The 15,085-nt window shown below is 47.0% G+C and carries 14 protein-coding genes; 8 read left to right on the forward strand and 6 right to left on the reverse strand.

Translation table 11 applies throughout. The features are described from left to right. Positions 1-105: 105 nt before the first annotated feature. A complete protein-coding gene (locus tag K6Q96_RS22560) occupies positions 106-1,152 on the forward strand; it encodes an endonuclease/exonuclease/phosphatase family protein (RefSeq protein ID WP_251880327.1) in 1,047 nt (348 codons plus the stop codon). A gap of 149 nt (positions 1,153-1,301) precedes the next feature. Further along, positions 1,302-2,075, forward strand: coding sequence for a substrate-binding periplasmic protein (locus K6Q96_RS22565; RefSeq protein ID WP_251880329.1), 774 nt, complete (start codon positions 1,302-1,304; stop codon positions 2,073-2,075). A gap of 69 nt (positions 2,076-2,144) precedes the next feature. Here the strand turns inward: K6Q96_RS22565 and K6Q96_RS22570 are convergent, their stop codons facing one another. Beyond that, on the reverse strand, positions 2,145-2,411 hold the full coding sequence (locus tag K6Q96_RS22570) for a hypothetical protein (protein ID WP_251880331.1): 267 nt from the start codon (positions 2,409-2,411) through the stop codon (positions 2,145-2,147). Positions 2,412-2,502: 91 nt separating this feature from the next. Then, positions 2,503-3,282 carry an alpha/beta fold hydrolase gene (locus K6Q96_RS22575; RefSeq protein WP_251880333.1) on the reverse strand — a complete coding sequence of 260 codons (780 nt, stop codon included), beginning with the start codon at positions 3,280-3,282 and terminating at the stop codon, positions 2,503-2,505. A gap of 247 nt (positions 3,283-3,529) precedes the next feature. Here K6Q96_RS22575 and K6Q96_RS22580 point away from each other — a divergent pair, with 247 nt between their 5' ends. Beyond that, positions 3,530-3,823, forward strand: a complete 294-nt coding sequence (locus K6Q96_RS22580) for a hypothetical protein (RefSeq protein WP_251880334.1) — start codon at positions 3,530-3,532, stop codon at positions 3,821-3,823. 92 nt (positions 3,824-3,915) lie between these two features. On the opposite strand, the gene K6Q96_RS22585 is transcribed toward K6Q96_RS22580, so the two are convergent. Beyond that, positions 3,916-4,233, reverse strand: coding sequence for a hypothetical protein (locus tag K6Q96_RS22585; RefSeq protein WP_251880336.1), 318 nt, complete (start codon positions 4,231-4,233; stop codon positions 3,916-3,918). A 407-nt stretch (positions 4,234-4,640) separates the two neighbouring features. Between K6Q96_RS22585 and K6Q96_RS22590 the strand changes: the two genes are divergently transcribed. Together K6Q96_RS22590 and K6Q96_RS22595 are read left to right on the forward strand one after the other, a co-directional pair. After that, entirely contained in the window at positions 4,641-6,596 is a 1,956-nt protein-coding gene (locus K6Q96_RS22590; protein WP_251880338.1) for a methyl-accepting chemotaxis protein, read from the forward strand. Between the two features lie 123 nt (positions 6,597-6,719). Further along, complete coding sequence (locus K6Q96_RS22595; RefSeq protein ID WP_251880340.1) at positions 6,720-7,667, forward strand: GGDEF domain-containing protein; 948 nt, start codon at positions 6,720-6,722, stop codon at positions 7,665-7,667. Positions 7,668-7,697: 30 nt separating this feature from the next. On the opposite strand, the gene K6Q96_RS22600 is transcribed toward K6Q96_RS22595, so the two are convergent. After that, positions 7,698-8,048 carry an SMR family transporter gene (locus K6Q96_RS22600; RefSeq protein WP_251880343.1) on the reverse strand — a complete coding sequence of 117 codons (351 nt, stop codon included), beginning with the start codon at positions 8,046-8,048 and terminating at the stop codon, positions 7,698-7,700. 132 nt (positions 8,049-8,180) lie between these two features. After that, a complete protein-coding gene (locus K6Q96_RS22605; protein ID WP_251880345.1) occupies positions 8,181-8,702 on the reverse strand; it encodes a DUF3332 domain-containing protein in 522 nt (173 codons plus the stop codon). Between the two features lie 364 nt (positions 8,703-9,066). Between K6Q96_RS22605 and K6Q96_RS22610 the strand changes: the two genes are divergently transcribed. Together K6Q96_RS22610 and K6Q96_RS22615 are read left to right on the forward strand one after the other, a co-directional pair. Then, a complete protein-coding gene (locus K6Q96_RS22610) occupies positions 9,067-9,246 on the forward strand; it encodes a DUF2986 domain-containing protein (RefSeq protein ID WP_062665004.1) in 180 nt (59 codons plus the stop codon). 121 nt (positions 9,247-9,367) lie between these two features. Further along, the gene (locus K6Q96_RS22615) at positions 9,368-11,164 is read left to right on the forward strand and encodes a M3 family oligoendopeptidase (protein WP_251880347.1); all 1,797 of its coding nucleotides are present in this window, start codon (positions 9,368-9,370) and stop codon (positions 11,162-11,164) included. A gap of 67 nt (positions 11,165-11,231) precedes the next feature. Here the strand turns inward: K6Q96_RS22615 and K6Q96_RS22620 are convergent, their stop codons facing one another. Continuing rightward, the gene (locus tag K6Q96_RS22620; protein WP_251880349.1) at positions 11,232-12,824 is read right to left on the reverse strand and encodes an ABC-F family ATPase; all 1,593 of its coding nucleotides are present in this window, start codon (positions 12,822-12,824) and stop codon (positions 11,232-11,234) included. Between the two features lie 258 nt (positions 12,825-13,082). Here K6Q96_RS22620 and K6Q96_RS22625 point away from each other — a divergent pair, with 258 nt between their 5' ends. After that, positions 13,083-14,891: a GGDEF domain-containing protein gene (locus K6Q96_RS22625; RefSeq protein ID WP_251880350.1), complete on the forward strand. Its 1,809-nt coding sequence runs from the start codon at positions 13,083-13,085 to the stop codon at positions 14,889-14,891. Positions 14,892-15,085: the final 194 nt, after the last annotated feature.

Below are 15,085 nucleotides of genomic sequence, written 5' to 3' on the forward strand. Positions count from 1 at the left end.
GCTTTTTTTTATTCCAGCACGTGTCTACTATTCAACATATCAACCTCTGTCCCACGGCAGACTTCGCTATACTAGAGGAATATTTATCATTCCTGAGACGGTATCGTGTTCGCAACTAATAGCAAAAGCTCATACGCACACAGCGCCTTCGGCCTAAAGCTAGCGACGATAAACCTGTTTAACTTTATCGAGCCGCCGGGTGCATTTTACGAGTTCAGCAACATCTACAGTGAAGACCAATGGCGGCAAAAACGTGCTTGGCTAAACCGATACATTGGTAGCTACCAGCCTGACATCATTGCTTTTCAGGAAGTCTTCAGTGCGTCCGCGCTCAAGTCTTTGCTGGAACCGCTCGGTTATCGGTTCTTTGCTGTTGTCGATGAGCCGGAACCGCTTCAGGAATATATCTATAAAAGCCCAGTTGTTTGCCTAGCTTCCCGCTACCCAATTTTAAGTGCCCTACCGTTGCAGGCTGAGCCAGAAGTTTCTGCCCGCATGGGTATCCAGCAGGATTTTGAATACAGTCGTTTACCTTTGTTTGCGACCTTGGAGCTCCCCTCTCTCGGTCAAACGGATATTTACGTAGTTCACCTCAAATCTAAACGTCCGATTTTGGAAGATAACTCAGAAGAAAACGAACCTAAGAAGCTTGCACAATCTATGCAGGCAGAAATGACGGGCTCTTGGGCATCAGCTATTCAAAGAGGCTCTGAAGCTTGTCACCTGATGAACAGCATCATTGAACGTCGGTCGCACACCAATAATCCTGCTATCGTCATGGGCGATTTCAACGATGATCTCCGTTCGGAAGTGTTACGTGCTTTCCATGTTTCGGGTTTACGTTCCATTACTGATGACATGGCAGAAATGCCACTCTCTCACTATCAGCTTCACGACAGCTGGGATTTGTACATCAAAAATATCGGTGAAACAGGTATGGTTCGCCCAGCCACTCACTACTTCCATGCGAAAGGATCAATATTGGATTACATTCTGCTTTCAAGCGAATTCAACAGTGCAGATCCAGCAAGCCTCGCTGAAGTGGGAGACTTTCACTGCGAAGACACCCATCTGGTGAACCCAAAATTTGACCAGGACACTTACAGCAGCGATCACGCGATAGTCAGCGTCACTATCTCTCTTCGCCAGTAGCTTTTTCAAACTCTAACTTTGACCATGCTTTACTCCAGTAGAACGCAGTTTCACTCCTGAAATCCGCCCTGATTTCTCGCTAAAATCATCATCTTGATTAAGCTTAAAGCAATGTCTCGTTATCGACACTGTATTTAAAGGAGCTCGCAATGACTTCGCTATTCGCCAGGAAGCTAGCCTACGTTTTTGCTTTTACACTCGCTGCCTTTATCGCCCTTCCCAGCACGGCCAACCCCCAAGGCGACAAAGAAATTATTCTAGTGAGTGAGGCATGGGAAGATGCGACAGAAAAAGACGGTTCTGGATTATATTTCGAGATCATGCGCCGCGTTTTCGAACCGCTTGGTTACAGCATCAAAACCATCACCACCACCTACTCTCGCAGTATCTACCTCGTACAAACAAAGAGAATGGACGCCTTTCTAGGATCTTATATCGATGAGCAAGAAAAAGTCCTCTATCCCTACTGGCATTTCGATGCCGAGCAAGTCTCAGCCGTTTATAAGGCTTCGGTGATACCAACGTGGAAAGGCGAAGAAACGCTGGAAGATAGAACGGTCGGCTGGGTAAAGGGATATGACTACAACCATTACATCGACACCAAATTTACCATTCATGAAGTCAAATCGCGACGTCAAGGCCTTTCAATGGTCTATTCAGACAGACTGGATTTCTTAATAGATGCGAGAGAGGAATTGGTTGAAGAATTTGAACTTGGCTATTTGAATCGCGATGAGTTTGAGATGGCCAATATCATGGATCTCAAGCTCTATCCAGGATTTGCAGATACTGAAAAAGGGCAAGAACTTCGCCGAATTTATGACGAACGTTTTGAAGAGCTGCTCAACAAGGGAGAGATTAAGCGTCTTTTTGATGAGTATGAATGGGAGTATTTTCCATTCGCTGTCCGTTCAACGCCATAACGTTGAAAAAATAGAAATAGAAACGCCGCCCAATGGGGCGACGTTTCTGTGTTCTTCCGGGTATTACGCTTATCGGCCGTTAGTAATATCTTGGTAGTCACCGTCAATTGTCTGGCCTTGATGTCGCGCTTTCGGACCAAAAGGCGTTTCGCGGTTTTCGCTGTAAGCCTGTTCAAATTGCGCAGCTTGCTGCTCTTGCGCTTTGCGCAGTTTTTTCATTACAAATGGTTTTGCAATCAGAGCGCCAACTGAAATCAGAAGGCCGAATACAGCCGCAAACACCAAGGTAAAGAAGCCGAGAATAAGCGTAACCACACCGGTCAGGATTTGTCTCATTGTAATTCCCCGTGGATTAAAATCGTGTTGGCTTCATTTCACTCCCTCTAAAATGCGGCTTAGGGGGTGAAATATCAAGAGGCATTTACATTTATTTACTAACCAGGGTGTTAATCTGATCCACTAACAAAGGCACATTTTCCCAGAGAATAAAGTGTCCCTCGTCAGGCATCATCATCAACTCCGCACCGGGGAGTTTTGCTTTCGCAAACCGCGAATTACCAGGATCAGCCAAGTCATCTTCCGCGCCATGAACCAGTACAACTGGCATATCAAGCGTCGACCAGTTTTGCGCTGCTAGCTTCTCTAGCTCTTTGTCTAACACCATCATTTCTCGATTGGATCTCAGCAGATCATCCGGCAATACCCAGTTCGCCAGCAAAGTATCGGTAATAATGTTGTACCATTTGGGTGATTCTAATTTGGGGTCGAAGGCCGGCGCAATAAGCAGCAAACCGCTCACTCTGTCTGGTGCCAACAAGGCCAACTGCAACGCAATGGGGCCGCCAAGAGAATGACCCACTAACCAAGTTTCCTTCCCACTTTTAACCAAACCCATCAAAGCTTCAGCCTGCTTCTGAATTGAGGTTTCAACAGGCCTACCAGATTCTCCAAAGCCGGGGCGATCCACAGAAACCAGTTCCAAATGCTGCAATGCTGGATGCCCCAAATAGTCATCGTAGGCTTCTTTGCTCCCGGGTGAACCATGAATAAACACGATCCGCCTTTCCGCATCAGGATTGCCAGCAACCTTTATCCAAGCCTCAGTATCGCTTGATAAAGGCATTTCGTTTTTATCTGCCGCGGCAAAGCCCGGATAAATTGAAACCATCAGAATAAGAAAGATACCGAGTACAGGCCTTTTTGCCATGGTTGAAATACTCCTTAGGGTCTGTTGGACAATGAACGGATTCGACTATTATCCTGTTCCGGTATAGACCGCCTCTGTCCGCTTTTCTCTCCAAACTTGACCTTCTTTGTTTCCAATTTTCGGTATTAAAAACAAGACTTCATTAGCCTTTTTATACCCCATGTGCAGATAGTCACTTATGAGACAGGTTGAGAACACACTGTGAAGGTAGGCTGTCTATTCCCATGTCAGTAAGAGGAAGTATGACATGCAAACTCACAAGGAAATCATTACGGCTCTCAAGGCCACATTACTCATCGCTACTGTGATCAGTTTGGTGGGCTGTTCAACATCGCGTCATGATCAGCTTGCTGATTTAGGCTTTAGCACGCCATACATGGAAGGCTATGACGACGGTTGCCACAGCAAAGTCACTGCGGCACAAACCAATAAAGACGGCTACCGCCAAGATCCCGAGCGTATGTTTAAAGAGCCTCGCTATGCCAACGGTTGGAATGATGGCTATGAGCAATGCTTCGTCGCCAATAAAGATTTTCACTAAGGTTTCTGACCTTAGTTCAAGGCTTTATAGGCATAAAAAATCCTGCAATTAAGCAGGATTTTTGTTTCCGTTATGCTTAAGGTCTGTTGACCTTAGTCATGGTCACGTGCAATCAACACTCGTTTCTGAACTTCTCCACCATTTGATAACTTGGCAGTGAAAACCGCACTTCGCGTAAAGGGGTCATCTGTCGTAACAAACACAAGGCCATTCTCTGGCGTAACGTATTCCCCCAACGCACCGCTCAGGGTAACAGTTGCCCCTTGCACAGGCTCACCATTTTGTACCACTTTTACCCAAGCACCTTGACCTGCAGTTACCACTGTCATACTGACATCTTCATTCATCATCCCCGCCGAAGCAGCAGACGAAACAGCAAAAAGGCTTAACGCAATCATTATTTTTTTCATGATGACCTCTCCGTCATTTATCGTCACACGTCACTCCCCCTAAAGATAGATCTTCATATCACATTCTGCCAGACGAAAAATTCGAAAAACTCCAACAAAAAATTAGATATTTAAAGCACATACGAAACATAGACAAACTTAAGACCCAAACAAATTGTCTTTCTAGGACTCGCGGTTTGACCAGAAAATTTTCAGTAAAAAATGATCTTTCTTGCCGAATTCCCAACCGTCTTTTCAAAGCGCTTCACCGCTCTAGGCGTGAATAGAATCGCAGCCAAACTGTTACCCGTCATAATTTTGCAACATTTTCCGTGATGAGTAACCAGGATGTCCTATATTTAAGACACCTTGTATAGGTCATTTACTCCAAGCGGTATAGCTCATGAATAAATTGGACAGGAGACATCATGCGAATGGCACTTCCACAAACCATCAAAGCACAGCTCTCGAGTGTCGTGATACTCATTTTGTTATCCGTGGCGGTGTTTGCCATTTCTTTCCAACGCTCTTTCAGTGAACTGGAGACGCTGGACGGCGCTTCAGTTGATATCCTGAAAAGCCAGACGTCCGTATTAATGCTTCGTCGCCATGAAAAAGATTTTATGGCACGCAAAGAAGCCAAGTACAAAGAGAGATTTGATACTGAGTACGATGCACTGACTCAAAAACTGGTGACCGCAAAATTAAAACTTAACTCGCTGGAAATAGAGGGTCATGAAGCCATTGATGCCATGCTGTACAAATTGGAAAAATACCAACGCGACTTTAGCGCCTTGGTTAACCAGCGCCTGGAAATCGGAGCCTCCCACGACTTAGGGTTAAAAGGCACTACTCGTGCCGCTTCCCATCGTGTTGAAAGGGAAATCCTGAAAGTAGATAACGACATGCTCTACAACAAGCTTTTAATGTTAAGACGTCACGAAAAAGACTTTCTACTGCGCTCTGATACTCAGTATGTCGATAAATTCAACGCTTTGATGGATGAACTGTCTCCTGCCATCACGACGAGTGATATGCCCGCCAGTAACCGTCTTATTATGGAAACCGCACTGCGCGAATATCACAAAACCTTTAATACGTTGGCAACTGGCATGGAAGAAGTAGGCTTAACACCGCAAATTGGTCTGCATGGAAGTTTGCGTGCCTCAGTTCAAGAAGCTGAGAGACAAATGAGAGCACTCAGTGAACACTTGGTTACCGCCATCGATATCCGTGAGAAAAGTGTTACAAAGCGACTGACGCTGATTGGCGGTGCGTTGGCGATTATTGTCTGTCTGACACTTGGACTGATTACCCGTTTGGTAACGCACAAAGTTTCCGTCGCAAATGCCTTGATGAAAAAGATAGCCGAAGGCGAAAGCTCGCTGCGGGTTCGAATGAACCTTCGTGGTAAAGATGAGTTGTCTGAAATGGCATCTTACTTCAATCAATTTATCGGTAATCTTCAGCACACGATGGAGAAAATTGCAGGTATCTCTTCAGAGCTTTCAAGTAACGCAAGACGCAGCCTGACGATGGCTAGCGATACCGCAACCAATGCAGAGAAGCAGCGCGCAGAGTCTGACTCTGTTTCTACGGCGATGACAGAAATGACGGCTACCAGCCGCGAGATTGCGGAAAGTGTATCGACAGCGGCAAACGTAGCAAAAGAACTCCAGGACTCCGCTCAAACAGGCCGTGCAGTGAATGGTGAGACGTCTGCCAAAGCAAACCAGCTCTCGGAAAGTATGCGCAGCGCCAGCGACAACATGCAAAGGCTCAATGCCGACAGCAAAGAAATTGGCTCAGTCATCGATGTTATCCGCTCTATCACAGAACAAACCAACCTGCTTGCTTTGAACGCGGCGATAGAAGCAGCCCGTGCAGGCGATCAGGGACGGGGCTTTGCGGTAGTTGCCGACCAGGTGCGAGAACTCGCGATGAAGACCCACCAATCGACAGATGAAATAACCAAGATCATTGAGCAACTGCAAAACGGTATCCGTCATAGCGTCGACTTGATGAATCAGAGCAGTGAGATGGCTTCAATCAGTGTCGAGCAAGCCCGGGAAGGTGCCTCGGTAATGGCTGCCATGGTCTCGCAAATCGAGGATATTGCTGGTCAGAACCTACAGATCGCCGCGGCTTCCGAAGAACAGACAATGGTGACAGAAAGCGTAGACAGAAACATCATCGCCATTGTCGAGCTAGCAGAACACACAGCCAGTGCTGCGAAAAAATCCAACCTGTCCGCCTCTGCTATCGAACAGTTGGCAAATGAGCTTGATAGGCTTGTTGGTACTTTCACTGGCCAATCAAAGCCACAAGCTATTTCCACAAAAGACAGTAACGAAAACGTTAGTATGGCGCTGGCCCGCGCATAATACATAAATTGGGGCGCTCCGGCGTCCCTCTTCTTTCGCCATCAATACCCCCTAACCTCTCGCCAACAAGCTACTGCTATATATCGTCTATATTAATGAAAACACTCAAACATCGGGTTAACTATGAAAAAGCCAGAAATGCCAGTTGATGAAACACACCGCCTGCAGGTACTCCATCACCTGAATATCCTTGATACTGGCAATGAAGAACGCTTCGACAGACTCACCCGACTCGCTAAGCAAATGTTTGGCTCAAAAATCGCCGCCATTAGTTTTATTGATATCAACAGGCAATGGGTGAAATCCGGCATTGGACTGGAAGCAGAATACCCAAGAGACATCAGTTTCTGCGCTCACACCATCTTGGACAGCGATCCTATGGTGGTCAACGACACTCAAGGTGATGCCCGTTTCTCAGATAATCCCCTTGTGGTTGGTGAGCCCAACGTTCGTTTTTATGCGGGTTATCCAATTCGCCATGTCAGTGGCTCTCTAGTTGGAACCCTTAGCATTGCCGATGATGAACCAAGAGGGTTTGATGATTACGATCTGCGTTGTATGAAAGACATCGTCGATTTAGTTGAGAACGAGCTCGCCTCGATGCAACTCACCACTCAAGACCACCTCACCGGCTTGCTAAACGAGCATGGCTTCGAAGTGCTGTGCCAGAACAGTCTCAATATGTGTGAACGTCTCAATGCTCCGGCATCCCTGGCGTTTTTCGATGTACGAGGATTAAAGATGATCAACAAGCTTCAAGGCAATGTGGAAGGCGACAGAGCGTTGGTCTTTTTTGCAGACTTGTTGAAGTTTGGTTTTCGCGATTCTGATGTACTCGCACGTCTGGAAAGCGACAAATTTGCTGTACTGATGACAAACACGCCCATCGCGAACACGCAGGATATTCTGGATAGATTCAAAGAACGTGTTGATCGCTACGCGGTAGAGAATCGTCTCCCCTATACGTTGGATTATTATGTCGGCGTCTCTTGGGCTGAGCCGGAAGGAGATTATGATTTCGGGCACCTGGTTGATATTGCCCGAAATTTGGCCATCAAAGCGAAAGGATAATTAGGATGTCTAGTTAACCTTGATATCGCGTTAGTGCATGACTGAAGAAAATATGTTGATGATGACCACTCCAGCCATAATCAAAGACATGCCAATGACCGCTGGTAAATCCAGCTCTTGCCCGTAAAACATCCAAGCCACTATAGAGACCAACAAAATACCTGCTGCACTCCATATCGCATAAGCGATGCCCAATGGCATCAATTTCACTGTGATAGACAGCAGATAGAAAGAAATGGCATAGCAGACCAATACTGATGTAGTTACAACCGGCTGGGTGAACGACTGGGTTTTCGGCATCATTGACGTTGCGACAATTTCAAAAAGAATAGCAACCGACAAAGTCACTAGTGGCGGCAAAGTAGTGATGAGTTTCAGCATAATGACTCAAACATCCTCTAGATGCAGGTTTATACATGTTGGCATCCTGCCCCAGAAATAACGAAGCCCTGCCATATGCAGGGCTTATCATACCCAGCTGAACCAGTCAGCTAGATATTATCAGCAAATCAATTATACGCGGTTTGCAGCGTATTGGTTAAGCTCTTCTACAGAAACTGCAGAGATGAATTCGTCATTAAGGTAGAAGTTGACCATCTCACCTTCTTTCTCACCACGAAGAACTTGAGTAGTACCATCAATGTAAGCAACTGACATTTCAAGAGACTTGTCGTTCAGTTGTTTAACGTCAGCAGAAGAAATTTTGATAGGCGCGGTAGTTAGATCTTTATCCAGCTTTTGGTTGATCTTGATAACTGCGCTCATTGGGGTATCAGCGACTGCTGGAGATTTACCAGAAATTGGGTTGATACCCGTCCAGAACTCGATTGAGTTAAAGATGAACAGGTCAGCCGCTGCTGCTACACCGTAAACTGGGCTCATCAGTACGTACAGACCTGCACGAGCATAGCGGTTGTCAACAGCAGACAGGTTCAGTTTCATTACTGCACCTGAAGTCGCCATTTGACCGATACAACCTGTCAGAGACACTGTCAGAACTGCTGCTGCAACAGCTTTGATTGCAAATTTTTTCATCGTTTCACACACTGTGAGTTTATAAAGTCGGCGAAGTATACAGTGTATTTTTAGGAAGAAAAGAGGCCATATTTCCCTTCCAAATGGTTCTGGCAACAACTGGTTTACAGGTGATTGTAAGCGCAAAGTCAGAGTGGTTAACCCTAAGTTAAATGCCGATGATATCAGTCTGTTTTTATTGCCCGAGTGAATGCCATGCATTCACCTTGTGAATATTAACAATTTCCTTTCTCAGCCTCTTCGTTTGCCGAAATTTTAAACAACCAACAATGCGTAAAATAGTCATCCTAAGTGCAAGCTGCGGCCCTTTCCTATACAATCCCCCACCTTCAATTTCAAAGGTCAACTGACCCTGGCTGTCACCATGAACCGTAAAAAGAAAATCATCCAAACGCTGAAAAAGAAAGATAAGAAACAGAAAGCCAAAATGCACAAAAGCAGCAAGCCTCGCTACATCTCTAAAGCTGAGCGCGAGAAAATGGCTCAACAAGAAGAAGTACAAACCGAAGCAGGCGAATCAGCACAGACTGATAACGAAGAGTAAGTGACACCACGCGCGTTTTTCCGACCCAATGCAACGGAATGCATTGTGAAACCTGCCCTCTCCTGTTCATCACCTAGAGGATTGCGATAGAGTAATCCCGCCAATTGAAAAGGAGAAAGGCATGTCAGCACCAAGTTGGGACTTCTCATTTGTCTACCAAAGCCTTCAAGACACAGCTCTACAAAACGATCTCGCACGCTGTAGCGATAACATTGCAGCACTAAAAAACCTCTCACCCGATACCGTTGAAAACTGTCAACAAGCCCTCAGTTTGTTCGATGAAGCTTCCACCCTGCTTCAGTCGGCATCCAGCTACGCTGGTTGTCTGTCGACTGTCGACGCCACGGATGCCGAAGCAAAAACCGTGGTAGTTAAGGCGGACGTAATGGAATCAAACCTCACACAGGCTTTTAGCCCGTTTGAAGATAAGCTGGCAACCAGCGATGCTGGCTTTTTCGATAGTGTGCTCAGCGGCTCAGACAGCACAGGAAGCTATCAACGCCACGCATTCAGCCTCACCCGTTTGCGTGAACAGCAGGTCTTCCGTCTTTCGGTGCCTGAAGAGCAGTTGCTGTCAGCTATGCAGGTAGACGGTAAAAACGCATGGGGACGCCTTTACGACGACATCACAGGCACACTGAAAGTCAGCCTGAAATTCCCAGATGGCAGCGAAGAAGAAATGGGTCTGTCACAAGCAGCAAGCCTGCTCTACGGTGGTGATACTTATCGACGCGAGCCGGCTTGGCATGCGATTCGCGAAGCCATGGGCAAGCAAGAAGTTACCTTTGCTGCCATTCTCAATGCTTTGGCAGGTAATCGACTCACCGAGTATGAAAAACGCAGCCATACTAAACCACTACATTTTCTCGACCCTGCGCTTGAAGAAGCCCGTATTGTGCAACCAACGTTGGATGCCATGCTGCATGCCACCAAAGCCAGTCAGGATCTCTCCCGTCGCGCAGCAAAAGCGATGGCCAAAGTGTTTGGCACTGATCAGTTGAAGCCTTGGGATGAGATGGCGGCCATGCCGTCATTTGGCGCATCAAAGCCTGCGCTGTATTCGTTTGAAGAAGCGATTGCCATCATCCGTAAGGCGTTCGAAAGCGTCGATACTGAAATGGCCGAGTTCGTCGATATGATGGTCGAGCAAAACCTCATTGATGCAGCACCACAGCCAAACAAAAGCATGGGAGCTTACTGCACCAAGATTGCCAAAACCCGCACACCGCTGGTGTTTATGAGTTATGGCGGCAGTATGTCTGATGTATTAACGCTTGCACATGAGCTGGGCCACGCATTCCACAACTGGGTGATGCGTGATATGCCATTCGTCGAAACTGAGTATCCGATGACTTTGGCAGAGACCGCCTCAATCTTTGCAGAGAACGTGGTACGTGACGCCCTGCTAGAGAAAGCAGAGAGCGACAGTGACAAACTGCTGATGCTCTGGGAAGAAGCTCAAACCGCAGTTGCGTTGATGCTCAACATTCCGGTGCGTTATGGGTTTGAAAAAGCCTTCTATGAACAAAGACAGCAAGGCGAATGTTCACCTGCGAAGCTCCGCGCTTTGATGGCGGAAACCTGGAATGAATGGTATGGAGATGCCATGTCTGAGCCTAACGATCTGTTCTGGGCAACTAAATTGCATTTCAGCATCGCCGAAATCAGTTTCTACAACTATCCATATTTGTTTGGTTACCTGTTCAGTACTGGTGTATATGCCAGACGCGCTGAAAAAGGCTCAGCCTTCTACAGCGACTACAAAGCACTGCTTAGAGACACTGGCAGAATGAGCGCGGAAGACGTGGCAAAAGCTCATTTAGGCGTCGATCTGACTAAGCCGGACTTCTGGCAGCAAAGTATCCAGATCGCCGAGAAACGTATTGAAGCGTTCGAAGCGCTGGTCGAAAAGATCTAGCCCCTGAATTCAGATACAAAAACACCCGCCGAAGCGGGTGTTTTTCTTTTCGTCATTGAAGTCTTGATTAGCCTTCAATGCCGCGCGATTTCAGGAACTCAGCATAAGTGCCTTTGAAGTCAGTGATCTTGCCGTCACGGATTTCAATAATACGGGTTGCCAGCGAGTCAACGAATACACGGTCATGCGACACGAAGAACAGTGTGCCTTTGAATTGCTCCAAAGCCGTGTTCAATGACTCGATAGATTCCATGTCCATGTGGTTGGTTGGTTCGTCCATCAGCAGCATGTTTGGTTTGTGCATCATGATCTTACCCAGCAGCATACGACCTTGCTCACCACCAGACAGGACTTTCACAGACTTCTTAATGTCATCCTGAGAGAACAGCATACGGCCAAGGAAGCCACGCACGGTTTGCTCATCATCACCTTCTTGCTGCCACTGTCCCATCCAATCCATCAGGTTCATGTCTTTTTCAAAGTCATGAGCATGATCCTGCGCGTAGTAACCGATGTTTGAATTCTCAGACCACTTATACTCACCGGTGCGTGGTTCAAGTACGCCTGCCAGCGTATTCAGAAGAGTGGTTTTACCCACGCCGTTCTCACCAATAATGGCAACGCGCTCGCCCACTTCAAAAATGCCGCCGAAGTTAGCGAAGAGATCAGCTTCAAAACCTTGGCTTAGGTTCTCGACTTCCAGTGCATTACGGAACAGTTCTTTTGACTGCTCGAAACGAATGAACGGGTTCTGACGGCTCGATGCCTTCACTTCACTCAGTTGAATCTTGTCGATTTGCTTGGCACGTGAAGTCGCTTGTTTTGCTTTGGAGGCGTTTGCAGAGAAACGCGCAACGAAGGTTTGCAGCTCAGCAATCTGTGCTTTCTTCTTCGCATTGTCTGCCAGCAGACGCTCACGCGCTTGTGTCGCTGCTGTCATGTATTCGTCGTAGTTACCTGGGTAAACGCGCAGTTCACCGTAGTCCAGATCAGCCATGTGGGTACATACTGAGTTCAGGAAGTGACGGTCGTGCGAGATAATGATCATGGTGCAGTTACGCTCATTCAGCGTATCTTCCAGCCAACGGATGGTGTCGATGTCCAGGTTGTTCGTCGGTTCGTCAAGCAACATGATATCCGGATCAGCAAACAGTACCTGAGCCAAAAGCACACGCAGTTTCCAGCCCGGTGCTACCGCGCTCATCAAGCCATAGTGCTGTTCAACAGGAATGCCAACTGCCAGCAGCAATTCGCCAGCCTTGGACTCTGCCATGTAGCCGTCCATCTCAGCAAACTCAACTTCCAGATCAGCCACACGCATGCCGTCTTCTTCGCTCATTTCTGGCAGAGAATAGATACGGTCGCGCTCTTGTTTCACAGCCCATAGCTCTTTATGGCCCATGATAACCGTGTCGATAACTGTGAAGTTCTCGTAGGCAAACTGATCCTGGTTCAGCTTGGCAACACGCTCATTAGGCTCAACGCTAACGTTACCACTGGTTGGTTCCAATTCACGGCTCAGGATCTTCATAAACGTCGATTTACCACAGCCGTTCGCGCCGATTAGACCGTAACGGTTGCCTTCACCGAACTTAACGGAAATATTTTCGAAAAGTGGCTTGGCGCCGAATTGCTGTGTGATATTAGCTGTACTAAGCAAGGCAATAATCCTGAACTGAGAATGGAAAACGCCGCAAGACTACAGAGTTCAGCCCACTACTTCAAGCAAACGTAGAAACAAGTCACATTTCTGTCATTGCCTGTCCCGTTTTGCGGGAAAAATTTGCGCCATGTCCCAAGCTCCTACATTCCACCTACAAGACCCCAAAATCGGGGAATTTCTAACTACACTTACTGGATTACTTTGTCTCAAATTAAGAACAGCCGTCGGCAGTCCAAGAACACTCTCGAGACCACTATGAATAACAAGACTAACTCGACATTTTCCCGCTTCATCAACTTACCTCTCCTTGGCCTGGTTGTAGGCGCATTTTTTTCAACCATTCTGGTTGCTGCAGCCTCTTCTAATGCTTCAGCAGAAGCTGGCGCAAAGCAGGTGCTGTATGTCAATGCGTTTCACCGAGGGTATGGCTGGAGCGACGAAATAGAGAGCGGGATCCGAGATACTTTTGATGCATCCGGAACCAATATCAATCTGTCAGTGGTTTACCTTGACTCCCTTCGTTATGAAGAAGAGCCAGTCAGTGAGAAAGTCGCGGAGTTATTAGCGCTCAAGAAAGTCGCTGACTCGACAGACTTGGTTATAACTTCAGATAATGCTGCTCTCGATTTTTCCTTGCGCCACCAAAAAGCACTCTTCCCGAACCAATCAATCCTTTATACCGCGCTGAAAGATTACTCTGCCGAGACATTAAACCAGTCGTTGAATTCAACGGGGATATCTGAATACACAGACTATAAAAATGCCGTCGATCTGGCTTTGTCACTTCATAGTGATGCGCGATCTATCATATTTATCGGCACAACCGAAAAAGGCCATAACCAACGGGTGGTAGACATCGTCAAAGAAACTGTTCTTCCTGCTTACACTGATATTCTTGATACCGAAATCATCGTTGATAAATCTATAGAAGCACTGGATAAGGAATTGAGCCAGTTCCCAGCAGATTCTCTGGTTTTTCTGCTTAGCAATACCCTACCTAAGTCAGATGGGACAGATTACAGCCCAGCAGAAACAGCACGACTGCTTTCTTCGATCATCCCCTTCCCAGTTTATACCTACTGGCACTCACACATCGGTCACGGGGCCGTTGGGGGTCAGATAGTCACTGGTTACAGTCAGGGCAAGGCGGCCGCTCAGCTAGCGCTTGAGGTGCTTTCAAAAGACGTGGCTAGCGCACTGCCTTCTGCAAAGTCTGCCCCTGCTTCCTTGTTTTTCGATCTCGATTCTTTGGAAAAGCACAATATATCGCGAGATGCCTTACCTGAAGGTACACGCTTTATTAACTATCAACCGCCTATTTGGCAGGAATACAAAACTGAAGCCTTAACCACGCTTGTGATCATTTTTGGTCTCGCTTCCTTAGTCCTTGCTTTCTCACTGCTGACTAAAAGACAAAGTGAAACCATTCACCAGATCAATGATGAAAAGGTCGAACTCACCCATGCGTTAGACTTGAATCAGGAAGCACTTCATGATGTGACCCACCAACTCGAAGAGGTGAATCCGATTGATGAACTGACAGGATTGAGTAACTTTCGTCATTTCAATGATATGCTAGACAAAGAACTGCGCCGAGCCAGTCGCTACAAAACTCCACTCAGTCTACTGATGATATCGGTAGACCAGTTTGAAGGTTACAAATCAGCGCAGGGTGAAGAGAAAGCCAACGCTGTGCTTACAGGGATCAGTCAAGTCATCTCTGAAACCTGTCAACGCTCATCTGACGTACTGGCCCATTTAGTAGATGAAAAGTTTGCCATCATCCTTCCGCACACGACACGCGAAAACTCGCACATTGTTTGCCAGAAATTGCACGACCATTTACGCGCTAAAAACCTGCCCTTTATCCTTTCCAGCACGGGCGCTGTCACCCTCAGTATCGGCTTGTCATCGCTTGAAGCGAGTGGTGAGCGCATTAATCCCCAGCACATGTTCAATACCAGCGAAATGATGCGAGTCGACGCAGAGAGACAAGGTGGGAACGGAACCCGCTCTGACGTTATCGCTACACACTCTGAGCCGGGTTCCTCAAACAACGGTTAAACTTCCACAGCGACTTCCCTTCACTCCCAAATAGCACCGATCATCATGATATTGGTGCTTTTATCGCATAACGCTTTCACTATCTCTCAATTCAGTTAATGTGACTTCGTTGGTTGTTTTTCCTTAGATTTTTTACGGAAAAGCTACTGTGCATCCGAAATACCTTATCGAAAGGCGCGCATGTTTTATGCTGC

Source organism: Grimontia kaedaensis, assembly GCF_023746615.1.
GTDB lineage: Bacteria > Pseudomonadota > Gammaproteobacteria > Enterobacterales > Vibrionaceae > Enterovibrio > Enterovibrio kaedaensis.